19 protein-coding genes are annotated in these 15,186 nt (G+C 43.8%); 16 read left to right on the forward strand and 3 right to left on the reverse strand.

All coding sequences use genetic code 11. The annotated features are described in order from the left end of the window. The first annotated feature begins 138 nt into the window (after positions 1 to 138). Positions 139 to 1,089: a tyrosine-type recombinase/integrase gene (locus tag ACFSUC_RS14545; RefSeq protein WP_379930346.1), complete on the forward strand. Its 951-nt coding sequence runs from the start codon at positions 139 to 141 to the stop codon at positions 1,087 to 1,089. Between the two features lie 219 nt (positions 1,090 to 1,308). Here ACFSUC_RS14545 and ACFSUC_RS14550 read toward each other — a convergent pair whose 3' ends face one another. Together ACFSUC_RS14550 and ACFSUC_RS14555 are read right to left on the reverse strand one after the other, a co-directional pair. Then, the gene (locus tag ACFSUC_RS14550; protein WP_379930347.1) at positions 1,309 to 1,500 is read right to left on the reverse strand and encodes a hypothetical protein; all 192 of its coding nucleotides are present in this window, start codon (positions 1,498 to 1,500) and stop codon (positions 1,309 to 1,311) included. A gap of 48 nt (positions 1,501 to 1,548) precedes the next feature. Beyond that, positions 1,549 to 1,782: a helix-turn-helix domain-containing protein gene (locus tag ACFSUC_RS14555; protein ID WP_379930348.1), complete on the reverse strand. Its 234-nt coding sequence runs from the start codon at positions 1,780 to 1,782 to the stop codon at positions 1,549 to 1,551. Positions 1,783 to 1,905: 123 nt separating this feature from the next. Between ACFSUC_RS14555 and ACFSUC_RS14560 the strand changes: the two genes are divergently transcribed. The 15 genes from ACFSUC_RS14560 to ACFSUC_RS14630 all read left to right on the forward strand — a co-directional run bounded on the left by ACFSUC_RS14560 (position 1,906) and on the right by ACFSUC_RS14630 (position 13,384). Next, a complete protein-coding gene (locus tag ACFSUC_RS14560; RefSeq protein WP_379930349.1) occupies positions 1,906 to 2,136 on the forward strand; it encodes a hypothetical protein in 231 nt (76 codons plus the stop codon). Between the two features lie 99 nt (positions 2,137 to 2,235). Beyond that, positions 2,236 to 2,451, forward strand: a complete 216-nt coding sequence (locus tag ACFSUC_RS14565; RefSeq protein WP_379930350.1) for a hypothetical protein — start codon at positions 2,236 to 2,238, stop codon at positions 2,449 to 2,451. Then, entirely contained in the window at positions 2,448 to 2,762 is a 315-nt protein-coding gene (locus tag ACFSUC_RS14570) for a hypothetical protein (RefSeq protein WP_379930351.1), read from the forward strand. The genes ACFSUC_RS14565 and ACFSUC_RS14570 overlap by 4 nt, the downstream gene beginning before the upstream one ends. 1,340 nt (positions 2,763 to 4,102) lie before the next feature. Beyond that, on the forward strand, positions 4,103 to 4,837 hold the full coding sequence (locus ACFSUC_RS14575; protein WP_379930352.1) for a DUF3102 domain-containing protein: 735 nt from the start codon (positions 4,103 to 4,105) through the stop codon (positions 4,835 to 4,837). A gap of 55 nt (positions 4,838 to 4,892) precedes the next feature. Then, positions 4,893 to 5,750: a hypothetical protein gene (locus ACFSUC_RS14580; protein ID WP_379930353.1), complete on the forward strand. Its 858-nt coding sequence runs from the start codon at positions 4,893 to 4,895 to the stop codon at positions 5,748 to 5,750. A gap of 182 nt (positions 5,751 to 5,932) precedes the next feature. Continuing rightward, on the forward strand, positions 5,933 to 6,220 hold the full coding sequence (locus ACFSUC_RS14585) for a hypothetical protein (RefSeq protein WP_379930354.1): 288 nt from the start codon (positions 5,933 to 5,935) through the stop codon (positions 6,218 to 6,220). Between the two features lie 246 nt (positions 6,221 to 6,466). Continuing rightward, on the forward strand, positions 6,467 to 6,946 hold the full coding sequence (locus tag ACFSUC_RS14590; protein ID WP_379930355.1) for a hypothetical protein: 480 nt from the start codon (positions 6,467 to 6,469) through the stop codon (positions 6,944 to 6,946). A 1,017-nt stretch (positions 6,947 to 7,963) separates the two neighbouring features. Beyond that, entirely contained in the window at positions 7,964 to 8,146 is a 183-nt protein-coding gene (locus tag ACFSUC_RS14595) for a hypothetical protein (protein ID WP_379930356.1), read from the forward strand. 140 nt (positions 8,147 to 8,286) lie between these two features. Continuing rightward, positions 8,287 to 8,730: a hypothetical protein gene (locus ACFSUC_RS14600; protein ID WP_379930357.1), complete on the forward strand. Its 444-nt coding sequence runs from the start codon at positions 8,287 to 8,289 to the stop codon at positions 8,728 to 8,730. Continuing rightward, positions 8,727 to 9,356 (forward strand): hypothetical protein, encoded by a 630-nt coding sequence (locus ACFSUC_RS14605; RefSeq protein WP_379930358.1) that lies wholly within the window; start codon positions 8,727 to 8,729, stop codon positions 9,354 to 9,356. The genes ACFSUC_RS14600 and ACFSUC_RS14605 overlap by 4 nt, the downstream gene beginning before the upstream one ends. A 26-nt stretch (positions 9,357 to 9,382) precedes the next feature. Then, complete coding sequence (locus ACFSUC_RS14610) at positions 9,383 to 10,132, forward strand: hypothetical protein (protein WP_379930359.1); 750 nt, start codon at positions 9,383 to 9,385, stop codon at positions 10,130 to 10,132. Positions 10,133 to 10,192: 60 nt separating this feature from the next. Continuing rightward, a complete protein-coding gene (locus ACFSUC_RS14615) occupies positions 10,193 to 10,486 on the forward strand; it encodes a hypothetical protein (protein ID WP_379930360.1) in 294 nt (97 codons plus the stop codon). Between the two features lie 193 nt (positions 10,487 to 10,679). Then, the gene (locus tag ACFSUC_RS14620; RefSeq protein ID WP_379930361.1) at positions 10,680 to 12,311 is read left to right on the forward strand and encodes a hypothetical protein; all 1,632 of its coding nucleotides are present in this window, start codon (positions 10,680 to 10,682) and stop codon (positions 12,309 to 12,311) included. 16 nt (positions 12,312 to 12,327) lie between these two features. Next, complete coding sequence (locus ACFSUC_RS14625) at positions 12,328 to 12,912, forward strand: hypothetical protein (protein WP_379930362.1); 585 nt, start codon at positions 12,328 to 12,330, stop codon at positions 12,910 to 12,912. A 19-nt stretch (positions 12,913 to 12,931) separates the two neighbouring features. Next, on the forward strand, positions 12,932 to 13,384 hold the full coding sequence (locus tag ACFSUC_RS14630) for a phBC6A51 family helix-turn-helix protein (RefSeq protein ID WP_379930363.1): 453 nt from the start codon (positions 12,932 to 12,934) through the stop codon (positions 13,382 to 13,384). A 719-nt stretch (positions 13,385 to 14,103) separates the two neighbouring features. Here the strand turns inward: ACFSUC_RS14630 and ACFSUC_RS14635 are convergent. Further along, on the reverse strand, positions 14,104 to 15,126 hold the full coding sequence (locus ACFSUC_RS14635; protein ID WP_379930364.1) for a tyrosine-type recombinase/integrase: 1,023 nt from the start codon (positions 15,124 to 15,126) through the stop codon (positions 14,104 to 14,106). Positions 15,127 to 15,186: the final 60 nt, after the last annotated feature.

Below are 15,186 nucleotides of genomic sequence, written 5' to 3' on the forward strand. Positions count from 1 at the left end.
GTATGATGATTAGCTGTTTCCTCCGGATATAAAATATGGTAGGATGTTGCATTGAAGAAGTTTATTGCGGATTTATTTTTCAAATTGAAAATAACCGTAATTTCTGATCAACATTTTATTTATCTTTGGGGGATTAAAATGGAACAGCGAAGAAAACGAAGTAACCGATTGTCTGACGAGTTGCGCTTCAACAACGGACTCGACCGCGCGCTCGCCGGCTTTATGACGTATAACCGGTCTCGGAATTTAGCGGATAGCACGTTGAAATACCACGAAAATAGTATACGCGAACTGGACAAGCTGATTAAGCACTTTAACGTTGATGTAGAGGACTTGACGGAAAATATCGTTCGCGAATACATCACGTATAAGCTGGAATGCGGCGTTAAGGCGACGACGATCAATCAGTACCTCCGTACTTGGCGGCCGTTCGGGAATTTTCTCGTCCGCAATAAATTTGCAAAAATCAACGCATTTGAGAACATTTCGAATCTGCTCATCGAAAAGAAGCTCATTGAGACGTTTTCAGCTGAACAAGTAGATAAGCTGCTAAATACGCCGGATCGGGCGACGTTTACCGGTTTTCGGGACTACGTAATTATGTCGCTGATGCTCGAAACAGGCGTCCGTTTATCTGAAGCAATAGGCGTTAAAATGAATGACGTCGATTTTAAGGCCGGGTTAATCCGCGTATTCGGCAAAGGACGGAAAGAGCGCTATGTCCCATTCCAGGATCAAATGGCGCAGCGGCTGCGGAAGTATATCGAGTACAGAGGACGGATCATGCATCCGAATTTATTCTTGTCCGTTGAAAATCAGCCGTTAAAACCCCGCTCGTTCCAGGACAACATGCGGAAATACGGCGTGAAATCCCGGCTGCCTGTTCGAGTCTCGCCACATACGCTCCGCCATACGTTCGCGAAAATGTATTTGCTAAACGGCGGCGATGCGTTCAGTCTCAAGAATATTCTCGGCCACACGACGCTAGATATGGTATCGCATTACATATCGCTGTTCAGCGAAGACGTGGCGACGCAGCATCGGAAATATAGTCCGCTGGATCGGTTAATGAGCGAAAGGGACGTATAATCAAAAGTACCTACGTAGAATTTGCGTAGGTACTTCGTATTTACCTTCGAATAATAAACGTACAATTCCCCCGCATGAACCAAGCTCCGTTAATTCTTACCGCATTTTCTGATATATCCTCGATCACTCCGCCCGCTTCGATCAATTCGCCTGCCTGTAAGACGCAAACAATTCGACGATCCATTGCGGCTGTGTATAGTTCAACGTTAGATAGATTCGTCATTTTTTATCAGCGATTTCTTTTAAAAGATCGATAATCTTACCAAGTCCAAGGAAGAAAGCACCGATGGCAATTCCGGTTCCAATTGCTATGTACTTAAGCACTCCCTCAACTTTGAAGCCGAGATAAAATCCGAGAATAAATAATAAGATTCCTATTGCCAGGAGTAGCGCTGATACGTGACTCTTCATCTGTCATTCCCCCATATAAAAACGCGATCCAGCCATGAGCTAGTCGCGTTATTCTTCGTTGTAGTGTTGTATGTATGTAATTTCTATCAGCTCAGAAACATCATCAATATTTAAAGCATCAGCAATTCGCTCTAAATGGCGAAGGTTTACTTTGTCTCTAATATTACGGCTCATCTCTGATATCGAAGCTTGTCTAACACCTGTCATTTCTGAAAGCTGCAATTGAGTTAAATTCCGTGACCGCATAACTTCATTAAGTTTAACATTAATCTTACGTCCCATTCCTAATCCTCCAGTCTAATTTATTTGATTATACGAAAAGTAGTATATTGACACAATACGAATAAACGATTATACTGATATACGTATAAAAGAATAATATACTTAGTTTAGGAGGTTACACATATGAATCAAATCTCATACCGCCGCCACCAATCCGGTAATTTCATCGTTAGTCTCATCGGAACCACGCAGGAAATCGCGTTACTCCCGCTTCCATTCAGCCGCAAAACTGGCGCCAGCCTGTCCGCCACTTTCGGTTGTATGGCGGTCACACCGTCGCAAGCCGCCGCGCTCGGCTTTATTATTGACGAGGGGGTGATCGCTCGTGGCAACGATACATATACGGCAGTTTAATCTCGTTATGAGCCGACGAAGGAAACGTTTCATATCGCAAATTATCGCGGCCCTTCTCGTTGAATTTTTTCGTATCATCATGACGGGGATGATCAGCCGATGAAATATAAATCACAAACGGAAGTCAAAGCGCACGAATATGCCGCTTGCAACGATTATAAGCTACGCTATATGCCATATTCGATTGCTTATCCGAATGGCTATATACGAGTCAAAGCGCCGACCGGTCAAACGTTCATCGTTACTGAATGGCACGCGGTGATACCCGCGATCTTCGAGCATAAAGCGACGATAAGTGGAGGTGTCCGCCAATGAAACGGGTAACAGTACGCTTCCATTTCGTAGAAACTGACGGATCATCTGAAAATCTCGATTACGATGGTTACTTGACGTCAAATAATGCGGCTATTTTCGTTGATGACATCGGCGCGGCCGTCGTTCATGTGAGGCTGCTAGAGGACGATGTATACTTGATGACGTCACACTTTACTTACGTTAGGCTCGGAACGGCCAGCATCGAAGATGTCCCGCTACTATATAAGAGGTTAAAACGGATGAGTGCGTATGAATTAGTCATCGAACACGTAATCAAACTTGCAATTGATGAAGTAGCTTTCGATTTGTAACGCTGTCTCCGATGAAATTTCGGAATTGTAGCGCCAACTACAACTCTATCGGCAGTAATGGAGGAGACATACGACGCCAGCGATTTCGCCTATATAATGGCTCCCACGGCGCCAAACGCGGGAGCCGATACGCTAATTCCTGGATCGGGAGGAATGCGCATCCTCATCGGCAACGATCCATTACTGAAAGGCGGTCGGTTTACGCGGCAACGTGGACTGTCCGTCTTTTAATATGTATTACGTTAGAACAAATGTTCGGTTTCAGAATCTCTGCGGTCAAATCGATACCAATCGAATTCAGCTTCGTGCTATGAGGCGAAAACCCCTCCGCATTCCCCTTCCGTTTCCTTTCCGTATTCCCCGTCTCAGCCGTTTTCCCATCCGCCAAGTCCTATCGGTACCCTCTGCCATAGAACGCCTGAAATCCGCTGATTTTAAAGAATTTTCCCGTCGAAGATGACGGAAAATCGGAAAATTTATTCCGGTTTCTGTGCGAAACGCCATTTCCGTTCGCCATATATAGTATAGGCGGAATTAAATACGAAGAAATTTCCGTTCTTTTTCCGTCAAAAGTGTGCGAAATCGAAAATAGCGTTGTACATATAGGTAACGGAGTAAACAACGTTGTCTCAATTTCCGCACTGACCAGCCGTATTATACGTAACGGAGGTGAGCGCCAATAGATACCGCAATAATTCAAAAAACGAAGTTGGTCGAAAAAGGCGGCTATACTCCGACGTCCCATTCGATATACCGCGACGTCTTACCGGCGCTCATCCGAAAATATAACGGGAGGGATGCGAGGGATGCGCTCATATTATTCGGATATTTACACGCTAACGTCAACGGAAAAATAGACAGCGCTTTTTATATGCGGGCATATCCGACGAATGAACAAATCAGCCGTGACACCGGAATCCATCGGGATAGGCTCAAACGGATCAAGACGTTATTAGCGGATGAGAAGTTAGTAGTCATCGAAAAAGTTCCGTATAAGGGTAACGTGAAAGACGTGTATACGCCGATGTTTTTACCCGCCGAATCCTGTCCGTAGGATACCGCCGAGTCCCGTTTACAGGAGTCCGCCGAGTCCTGTCTACAGGATTGTAATAATAACAACGGTAATAACAACAAATGAGAATAAACATTACCGCACCGGTTAAAAACCGAACCGATACGGGACAGTTAACACCAAATATATCTGACGTTACCACTTATGTCTGACGTCATAGATATATAAAAACCAAACACGTCAAAACCGAAAGGAGGCAGAGTTACATTATTTCACACGTTAAAGGACGTTGAGGAAACGAAGAAACTACGAATAGGGAGGCGTTAATATGAAGATCGTCGCATTATCATCGGATTTAGACGTTGTAACGGCCGAAATCAACGCATACAAGCGGATTGCCGGCGAAAGTATCTTCGAAATAGGAAGACGGCTGAAACACGTTAAGGAGAACGATTTGACACATGTGGATTTTGGCGATTGGGCGGAGTCTATCGGTTTTAACAAATCGCATGTACACCGCTATATTCAAGCGTTTGAACAATTCTCAGAATCCCCGACGTCGGCGAATTTACCATCGAGTAAGATCCTCGAAATGCTCTCGCTACCATCCGACGTCGATCGCGAATCCTTCGTATCCACCTCGCATACGATCCCGTCGACGGGTGCCGCAAAAACGGTAGACGAAATGACGGTGAGGGAGCTGCGCGAAGTCAAAAAAGCGTTGAAGGAGGCGGAGGAAAGGGCGGAAAAGGCAGAGGTGCGGGAATCGGACAAGCTCCGTAGGTACGTAAAGAAATACGGGGACATTGACGATCCGACATTTCGGATTGATAACAGTACCGAGGTCAACGGTGCGGCGATGAGTTTTTCGGAGGACGTCCGAAACCTACTCCAAACGTACTACCACTTAACGTTATATCTGGCGGAGTTCACGACGATAAACCGGTACAGTTTAGACGAATACAAAAGCGCTGTTGCCGGACTAAAGGAGTTTATCACGGCGTTAGAGCGGAATTTATCGTTTAGTGAGACGGAAGAAGCAGTTATTATTGACATTCATTGAGGGGGAGGATAATGAAGCCAGGTAGCGTATTTATGAGAGAGAGGAGGTCGCGTAAATGAAGACGTTTCTTGAAGCTATACGCCAATATCAACTTAACAAAGATCCGATCGTGTTTGATATGATTCGAAACGCGATGGGATATGACTTTTTGAAGCACGGACTGCATAATTTACCAGGCCCTGAATATTATGTCGCTTTTCGCTGCCTTCGTCTTATTGGCGGTAGACTATCGACGATTAAATATACGTTAAGTGAGGCCGGATTGGATATTAAACGTGATTCACCAGACTGGATATTTGCAGAACATGCTGCACAACTTGAAGCGTGGACGGGTATTAAATTAACTGTTGAAAATTATAGGGAGCATGAGTTGTATTTAGCTCGTTATTTTTCTGCTTCATTTCCGATTCTTCAGCGCGCTTATGAGCAGTTAACAGGACAGCGAGAGACATTGTGGAGTTTGCTAACGTCAAGGTTAGTCGAAGAACACTGGGATGATTTGTTTTCAGCGATTGAATACGCCCTGACAAAGGTCGATACGGAATTATCTGAGCGGCAAATCGTTCATTTCGTTAATAGAGCAATACGTACTCATTATGTGAAGACTCAATTCGCCGATAAAAGGCGCGTTAGACGTGAAGGTAAGGTAAAGTACGTCGATCCTAAATATTACGGTCCCATTTATACCTTATTTGGAGCTGACAGGATTGATTTAATCAAACAATCACAGCGCAATCAGCAATTTATTGATCGTATCGTATCTATTATAGAAGAGGATAAAAAAACCGGGGATTTTTCGGAATATCACGTAGACCTTACTGGTGGATATCGAATGAAAAATCGGTATATTGCGAAGAAACTCGGAATACATGAGGCAAGTTTAAGTCGCAGATTGAGAAAAATTAAAGAATAAATATGTTAAACATTGACGTATTACTTAACGTAAATAGAGAGTTAATTCAGTTATGAGGGAATAATCGAAAGTCAAAATGGCATCTTCGGATGCTTTTTTATTTTTCTGAACGTCGTACGATCGAAAATTTTTTTATTTGTCGCTATGAAAAAAAATATTTCAAAGGAGGATGAGGATCGCACATGAAGATTACACCTAATACCATTCGAATCATTCGCAGAGTATATCGCCTAACGCTCGAAGATATGGCGGCCATACTGAATACGTCTGCCGCCGGCATGTGGCGGATTGAACACGATCAAAGACCGTTAACTGCTGATATGGTAGCTAAAATCAAGATCGAACTTGAGTTGACACCGGCTAAACTTCAACGAATTTTAGAAATATACAACGAGTTAGAACGGAATCCAACCCGAATGGAACTGGCGCGTAGAAAAATATCTATTACAGAAGTCCCATCGCAAGTTTAAAAGAAATCCCCCGCGAATTGCGGGTATGACCCCCGTAAAAATAGTTATTATCCCCCGTAAATTACGGGTGTATTAATAATTATATATTAAGAATTACGTATAAAGAATTATATTACCGCCGCTAAAGCGACGGAACAACGGATAGTATGTTTGTATATATATCCTAGGACGTTGAGAGAGAGAGAGAAAGAATAATAAGAATTATATATCCCCCGTAAAATGTGGGGGACAGGAGGAGGTGCAATTTTGGATGCAACGTCAAAATCAAAGCCAATGCAGGCAGCGGTCTTCGTCCCATCTGCTAGGACATTGAGAACGCTCTATATGAACATTCCTGGGTTTAAGAGTGATCATATTTCAGTGTATGATGTACTTTATCATTATTGGAACTATCAATATAAGTATTCATTTCCACCAATAGCTACCTTGTGTATAGAAACTGGATTCAGTGATGATAAGATACGTAAATTGTTACGAGAATTAAATAAATGGAATCTAATAGAAACTCGCAAAAGTGATACAGGAGCAAATAATATTTATTTTTTGTCAGCTCCAATCGAATCAGAGTCCGAATTTTATAGTAGGTTCCCTGAGGCGCTTCAATATAGAACTGAACGTATTGCTAACATTGAAGCTAGAACAAGTAAACCAACATCAAAACAGAGAAAAATGGCTGCTCCAGTTCAGGAAATTGCACAAAAAGAGGTTTTATTAGATTGGTTATAGATTGCGTCTTACGAGCAGACGTTAAACAGTCGGCCATGCGGGCGATAAAACGAGTCGGATGCAAACCGCAGCGATCCGCATCGAGGGCGATTAAATGATACGTAATTTAAACAGACGATTTCAGCAATTAGCACGTCAACATTGTGCAGCTTTTACCGGAACGAATGGATGTCGATATCAATCACAATGCATCTGGTTCCGCGATGATCCGGAGGCGAAACGATACCTTAACGAAGGAGGGATGCGTTGTTTTTACTTTGAAAAGCACGTACTTCCTGTGGACGCAGCGTTAGAGTCTGCGTATTGGGCAACAGATGAAGAAGCGATCAGTCAATGCAGTACATGCGGCTGTCCAATCGTCAAGAAATCTAATCGTCAGAAATATTGCGTTAATTGTTCTGCTGAAAAGAAGAGAGCGCGGTCAAGAATCGCAATGTCCGAGACTCGGCAATTCGTTAACATTTAGACGTTAGAAAAGCGCATAACAAGGGCGTTCCCAGTCGACGAAGTTCCGAGCAGGTAGAATCACCTTAACTCGGCTATTTGGTATGTCTAAATGTTAACAAGTAGGAGGGGAAACGTTGAGAGAATACGCGAAAGCCTGGTGCGACATGTACAAGCCGGATACCACATGCGCGATTATGTCGGCATTGAAAACGGAGTCTGACCCACGCTGCAAATGTCTCCGCGAACCGGCGGAGGATTGCCGGTATCTTCGGCTACATATTTTGAAGGGAGGTCCCCGCTAAAATTGGAGATAATCGCAAAGTTAACGATAAAAATCGGACTAGGTACGGCGTCGCATAAAAAATACAACGTTGTATGCAAATACGTTGACCGAGATACGGGCGAAATTTTAGGCGAAAAGGCGGAATCGTTTTACGTGCCGCGCGTTGATCCGAGCTTGATACGTTCCGTAACGGATTGGGTTATTCAAAATGCGCAAGAGTACGGTGTTCGGCACGTTCATATCGACGTGCCAGCGGATTATGACTATATTACCTGGAGGTGAATACGTTGAGCAATTTCGTTGTTTCGGTGATTGAATTAGACGGCTGCTATAAGAAGAACGTTTATATCACGCACACTCAGACGGGCGAGAGTTTTCGGATGAAGTTTGGCGGCGGCGTCTCGGATAAATATATTCGATATATGGCACCGCATTTGGTCGAAAAGGGAGGCGTAAAACTTGACGTATAAAAGGGCGATTACTTGGAAAGGCGGCGAAGGCACTGGCGATGAGATTACGTGGTTAGAGCCATCGCTAGGAAAATCGGTGGTATCAGCAGGGAAAAGACGGAAAACAAGGAAAACAAGGCATAGAAGATGAGGGGATAGATGTGAGACCACTTTTTAACGTTGGCACAACAGAGCTAGAGGGCATACACTTCGCTATCATAACGTTTTACGACAGCCATGGGTGGCACGCCGGTCAAACTGTGAAGCCAATTGCGCACGCGGTCGATTTAGTTGATGTGATTTTAGACATAATGCTAGTAAACGATGTCAAATCAGTAGATTTAGAGACAGATGACGAGGGAGTGTTCAAAATTTTTTACAACATCCTTGGAATTAACTGCTCACTTATTCCAAGCGCCGATTTATCACATTTGTACAGAATCATGACGCCGGCTGACCCAATGTTTCACATCATGCAAGAGTTATTTCTATTGAATCGTGACGATACAAGAGAAGAACAAGCAGATGAACCTGTGAGCAAAAACTGGCTTATCCAATTTTTTACCTGGATAAATTCTAAAATTCGAAAGGACGATAAATCATGATCAAATGGAAATTATATGAAGATTATGAAAATCAGAAGCACAGATTTGATGACTTCAAGGAGAAATATATAAAAAATGAGGCCAGCGCTAGTAAACGTGTGACCGACTTAACATCTCAACTCGAATCATTAATCAAACAAGAATTATCAGGATGTGAGGATCTATCAACAGATAAGAAGAAGTTAAGAAAACAAATAGAAGAGGCAGAAAAAGAATATGAAGCAGCCACGAAGGAGAGACAACATGCATTTAATTATGTTTGCGAGCAGGAAAGTATAGACAAGATAAGTATTCGTGACCTCGTTCTTGACTTTAGAGATAATTATAGACATAAAGTGAGAGAAGAAGAGTTGTCACCAGTTATTGAGAGAATGTTGCGAGGAAAAGAGGAGTTCTATAATGCAATCGTTGATTATCAAGAACTTCGTGCAAAATATAGTGAGATCGAATCAGAGATAAAGAACTTATGCTACAAAGATAACGACAACTATCCAGGGGCGCACATTTCGCTTGGTGAGTTGTTTAGTTTATCAGATTTGCCGATTGTGACGGATCGCGAGGTATATAATTTGCAGAAAAATGGGGAATGGCCAAAAGGCACTAGCAGAGTAATCGCTGAGAAATAAAAAAATTCGTTATGGGGGAATGGGAAATGACAAATTATAAAAAAATGATAGATGCACTAGAAAAGACAAGCGAAATCGAAAAGAGAGCAACAACACTACTTCTTGATGTGAAAACAGAATTTGAAGAGGCAGAAAGACAAATAAAATCCGACACAAGGTTGAGTGGCGAGGGTAAAATAGAAGAAATTCAAAGAGCAAAATTACAATATGGCGAGAAATTTCTGAGAGAAGCTAAAAAAATGAGAGAGGAGTTTGATAAAGCAGCAATTTCTGCAAAAGTAGGCGCTGAGCTTGTTTTAAATGAGTCTCATGAAAAACCAGCTAGTGATACTGTAATAAAAACGTTTGAACGCGAATTTAATGACATAAAAACAAAATTACTGTTTACTAGCCCTGGTGAATGTATTGAACAGATTACACAATTTATTGAGAAACAGGACAATCCATATTTTGCAAAAATAATAAAAGATCAGTTTGCCTCCATGGTCAGCGATCTGCTAACTTCATCAGGTGATGAGCGTCCTGAACTCGCTATTAAAGTTAAAAAGTTATATGAAGATATTTCTAATAAAGCCTTGTCAGATGAGCAGAAGAAGGCGGCAGAACTTTCACCTCATCTCGATGCGAGATATGGCGCAGACATTTTTAACAATCACATTCATAAAGACACGTTAGTGTACTTATTTGACCGCGAGATCGCGAGTTTCGCCAATCGACCTGATCAATATGAATTTAAACTAGATGAGCGCCAAGATGAGCCCCTGCAAATTGGCTAGGCAGTCTACAGCAAGGCGTCCCAGTAAGTGGGACGTCTTTTTCAATTGAAGGAGGTAAGCATGAGAGATAAATTAGAGTCATTTGTATATGATTTGAACAAATTATCTGATCAACTATTACATTGTTCTGACAATGTAAAGATCAAGAGATTTCTTCATCATTATAAAGATTTCGTTGAAAAGGATGATGAATCAAAGCTTTTATTTATTAAAGCTAAGGACGCACTTAAATTGATCGTGAACTACAAGCAAAGTACATCAACTAGAGAAAAAGAGAAACTAAAGAAAAAAGCAGAACGGATTGAAAAAATAATCATGCGAATCATCGCTGAGAAAAGAAAGGAGTTAGATTGATATTTCATTTGAACTAAAAGCAAGTCTCAAACTCGAAGACGGATTATCAAAGCCTCTCCGCTCAGTCCAGTCCCGGCTTGAACGGGCGCAGAGGTCGCTGGATCGGGCGAAATCCGCGACGGATAGGCTTGGTCGCGCAAGCAACATGACCGGTCGGGCATTCGTCAGCATGGGACGGGCGGTCGGCAGTGGAATGCGGAACGTCGTATCCGGATCGGCGCGGGCAACGGCATCCATGCGAGGTCTTGTCGTCGCAGTCGGATCGGCGGTTGCGGCCTATCAAACGTTTAACGCCACCGTCGGCGAGGCGGCCAGGTACGAACTCAGCCAGTTTCAAATCGAGGGAATGCTAAAGGACGCCGATAAAGCCGCCGCATATATGGAGAACGTCCGGAAAAAGGCGTTCAGCTCGCCGATCATACACGAAGCCGAAATGCTTGCCTACTCGAAGGGATTCATCGGGCAGTCTCACGATTTGGATACGTTGCAGAAAATGTGGGACGTAACGGAAAAGCTTGTCGCTTATGATCCGATTCAAGGTATCGATGGCGCCACGTTTGCACTCCGGGAAATCTTTTCCGGCGACGGATTATCGATGTCAGAGCGCTTCGAGATTCCGAAAGACGTCGTAAACGATATCAAAAAAATGGACGTTGCGGACCAGCTCGTTGCGCTCGACGATTATCTGATAAAAATCGGGATATCGCAAGAATATCTCGATAAAATCGGAACGTCTAACATCGTGCTTTGGGACAAGTTTAAAGCCCGGCTGAAAACGGCGATGCGGTCTGTCGGCGAAGGGTCGCTCGAAGTCCTGCGGCCGATGCTACGCGATATGAACGAATTCATGGACTCCGGCAAGTGGCGGCCATTTACGGATATGCTATCGCGCGGACTGGCGGACGCATTCGGATGGGCGCACGAAAAGGCGAAATTACTATACGGATACATCGACCGGAATTACCTGAATAATCCGGAATTCCTCAATCTCAGTTTCGGCGATAAGGTCCGGGAGATCATGAGCGATGTGGAGCGCGTATTTAATCGGTGGTATCAAAACGACGGAAAAGAGATGATCCGCAACGCCGCCAGCTCGCTCATTTCGACGTTATCGGAATCGGTTCGAGCGTCGTTGCCTACGATCGTGAGCGTCGGCGTAGACGTCGGAAAGGCGTTGGCGCAGGGGATGCTGGACGGACTAAAAGGCGCCGCCGAGCAGAATCCGGAACTTGCGGCTCTGCTGACGTTTTTGGCAACGCCTGGTCCGGCGGCGGTCAAACTCGGCGCGGCGGCGACTGTTTACGGCGGATCGTCGATAACTGGCGCCATTCACAGAAGAGAAGAAGCGGATCGGGTTGCGCGCGAGGAACAGAAATCGTTCTACCAAAAATTAGAAAACGCGAAGCCGGGCGAGTCCGTATTTGGAGACGGCGTTCTAATGGCTGCGCCGCCAGACGATCGGAGTTTCTTCGAACGGCAGTGGGGCGCATTTACGAATAACCCATTCGGTTTAGGCAGCGCGCGCGACGCCGCAAAGAACGCGATCGATTGGACGGCAGGTCGCGTAAGTGGTTCGTACGCTTCCGGTTTATCCCGCGTCCCCTATAACGGATATATCGCGCGACTGCATAAGGACGAGCGCGTATTAACTCCGGAAGAGAATCGGGAATATTCGAGAACCGGAGGAAACGGCGGAATCAACATCGCCAAGATTGCAGATCAAGTAGTGATTCGAGAAGACGCGGATATCGACCGGATTGCGGCGGCGTTCGTACGGAAAGTGAAAGAAGCGCAAATGCTCGGCGCGGCGTCGGCGGGATACTAATACGGGGGTGGATCGTTTGGCAGAAAGCATCGAAGAAATAAAGCGAATGGTCGACGAACTGACGGAAGAACTACGTCAATACCGAATAGAACGGGGATTACCGCATGAACCCCCGGAAGATTTTGTAGATGAAGCGTTATCCATCATTCTAGTCGAGCGATTATTTCCATTTTATCCAATCGCGGTTAAATACGCGAAGCTTGTCGCAGGGGGTACGTATCACAGCATAGACATGTCTATATTTGAGAAATACGAATCATTAGCGAAGTTACTTGCCCAATCAAAGGCTGATGGCGTAAGATCCTACGTCACTGGTGTAGGGATCATATTAAATGAAATGAGATCTATCAATAAATCAATTGACACCGGTAGGACCGACGATATAAACCTTAGCTCTAAGTTATCACTGATAGAGGTAGCGATGTTAGGGTTTCAAATGGGCAAACACGATTTATACTCAGACTATCAAAGTGATAATCCCGTAGCCCATAGAGAGCGATTACGACAAGAAGTCGAAATGCTTAAAGCCGATCCCGAACGTCTGCAAGCGGCCGAAGAAGCAGCATGGACGCATTATGAATCAATCAAACACTTAATCTAAGAGGGAGAGGGGCATGTAGATGTCACGAAATAGAAAGAAGATACTTGAAGCGCAATTAACACCACAGCAACGAAAAGCAGCGCGTTTAATCGTTGATAACGAGTGGGGCGTATTAACTGAAGGTAAGAAGATGACGATGCAAGAAATCGCTAATCAGCTATCAATCAGCCGCACGACTCTTTATGAGTGGAAGCGTATCGAGGCGTTTAACGAATACGTTAACTACTTAACTGATCAAGAGCTATCAACGATGCGCGGCGAGGTTAACGTAGCGATTATGAAGCTGATCCGAGGTGGATCTAACGGTGTGCCTTCCGTTAAGGCCATCGACCTATTTATGCGTAGATTCGGTCTGTTAACGGACAGACAAGTCGTCGAAGATAATCGCGAAACGATTGAACATAGACGCAAAACAGACGAAGAGATCGCGAAAGAGATCGCTGATTTAGACGAAATGATTAATAGTCATTAATGGCCTGTGGCTGGCGGGTCTTTTTTGCGTTAGGTGTACGGAACTATGATGCAGTGATAAATACGTGAAATGCATTGAATTAGTGCGGTAAAGTGAGTGGAACAGCGTAAACAAATTCGGACAGAATGACGTGATTATCCGCAAGACGCTCCGGAAGGACGGGCGGTCTCAAAACTCGGGGGTCTGCCGCTGCATAAACGGCGTATATTCGCACGTCGCATCCGTCGCCGCCACAACGAACGGAATCGCCGCCAGACCGCACGGTTAAGCGGATTATTCAACGAACTGCATAACGAATGCATAAACGGTAAAATCCCGCCATTACTGACGTGATGCCTAGACGCCAGTTGTGACGCGGGATTCCGCCGTTTTGATACATTCGAATTTGCGTCCGACAAGAATCATTATGTAAACCGGAAATGAATACGTTATGCATTGCGGAATGGAGTACCCCCAGGGCACCCCGTCAGATATGGCGTTTTAGGTGCGGAAAACTTACGGACAATTTTCCGAACTCGGGTGCATAGAAAAAGGTACAAAACGGCGCCGACCGGGCAAACGTTAAGTACCAACGGAGTGAGGGGCGAAAATGCCCCTTCCTCTTAATCCAATCGTAACATATTCGAGCGGCGCGTATCAATATTCGAGGGCGACGTCGACTCTATCGGGATCATTCCGAGGGGTTGGCGTCTTTTTTCGTTTCTAATTAGTTATAGTGATTATTTAAAGCGGATCTTACCCGACTTCTTAATATTTCCTTTATCGAAAAGACTGGTTACTGGCGATGCGATGTCATGTTGATCCCGTAAATCAGAACCAGTAAATTTTAGATACACTTGCGTCATATTTAGCGATGTATGTCCTAATATACGTGCCAATGTCATTGGATTTCCTCCTTCTCGTAGGAACTTTATCGCGAAATAATGACGAAAGGTGTGCGGCGAAACTCTTGCGCCTGATATATGTGCTTTTTTTCCATATTTCTTTAACATTTTTGCGAAGGTATCGGCAAAATACCGCTCCCCGAATTGAGTAAGCCAAACATAATCATCTGATTCTACGTTAATCATCTCTATCAGTTTTTGTAATTCTGCACACGTACGTTTAGAAATGGGGACATTTCGAGCCGTGTTTGTTTTTGACACAGATGACCGGACTGTGATTTGACGCATTTTGAAATCAATATCCGATGCTTTTAGGTTCGTTAACTCTTTTATTCTAAGTCCGGTATCAATTAACACTAACATCATACATACATCTCTAAAGCCAGTGTAGAGTTTCTTATTTGGTACTTCAAGTAATTTTATGACGTCTTCATCTGTAAAAATTTCAAAGGTATCTTTTTCTTGCTTTTGATATTTTACAGATTTAAGTGGATTGCTAGATATTAAATTTTCGTTTTTGAGATAATTAAAAAACACTTTCATGATTCGAATCACATTATTAACTGATCGAGCAGATAATCCGTCTTCGCGAATCGGACTTGTCGGGTGGTCGTCCCATCTCTTCTTTTCATAAGTTAGATAATGAATGTAATCTCGCATAACATCAGCGTTCATTTCGGAATAGCTTCGCTCATCGAAAAATCGTTTGAATTGCTTTAACGTCTGTTCATAGGTGGAAATTGTTTTGGGTGACCGTTTTTCCAGCCGCTTTGTCATTAAAAATTCCGGTATATACTTATCGAAATCTAACGTTCTAGCATTTTTTTTCCGAGAGATAAATCCGTATTTTTGTTCCATGTTAATCCGACTCCTCAATAGCTATGAATATTTCGCCGTGATTCCGATAAAGTTCCGGTG

Source organism: Marinicrinis sediminis, assembly GCF_042685085.1.
GTDB classification, from domain to species: Bacteria; Bacillota; Bacilli; order Paenibacillales; family KCTC-33676; genus Marinicrinis; species Marinicrinis sediminis.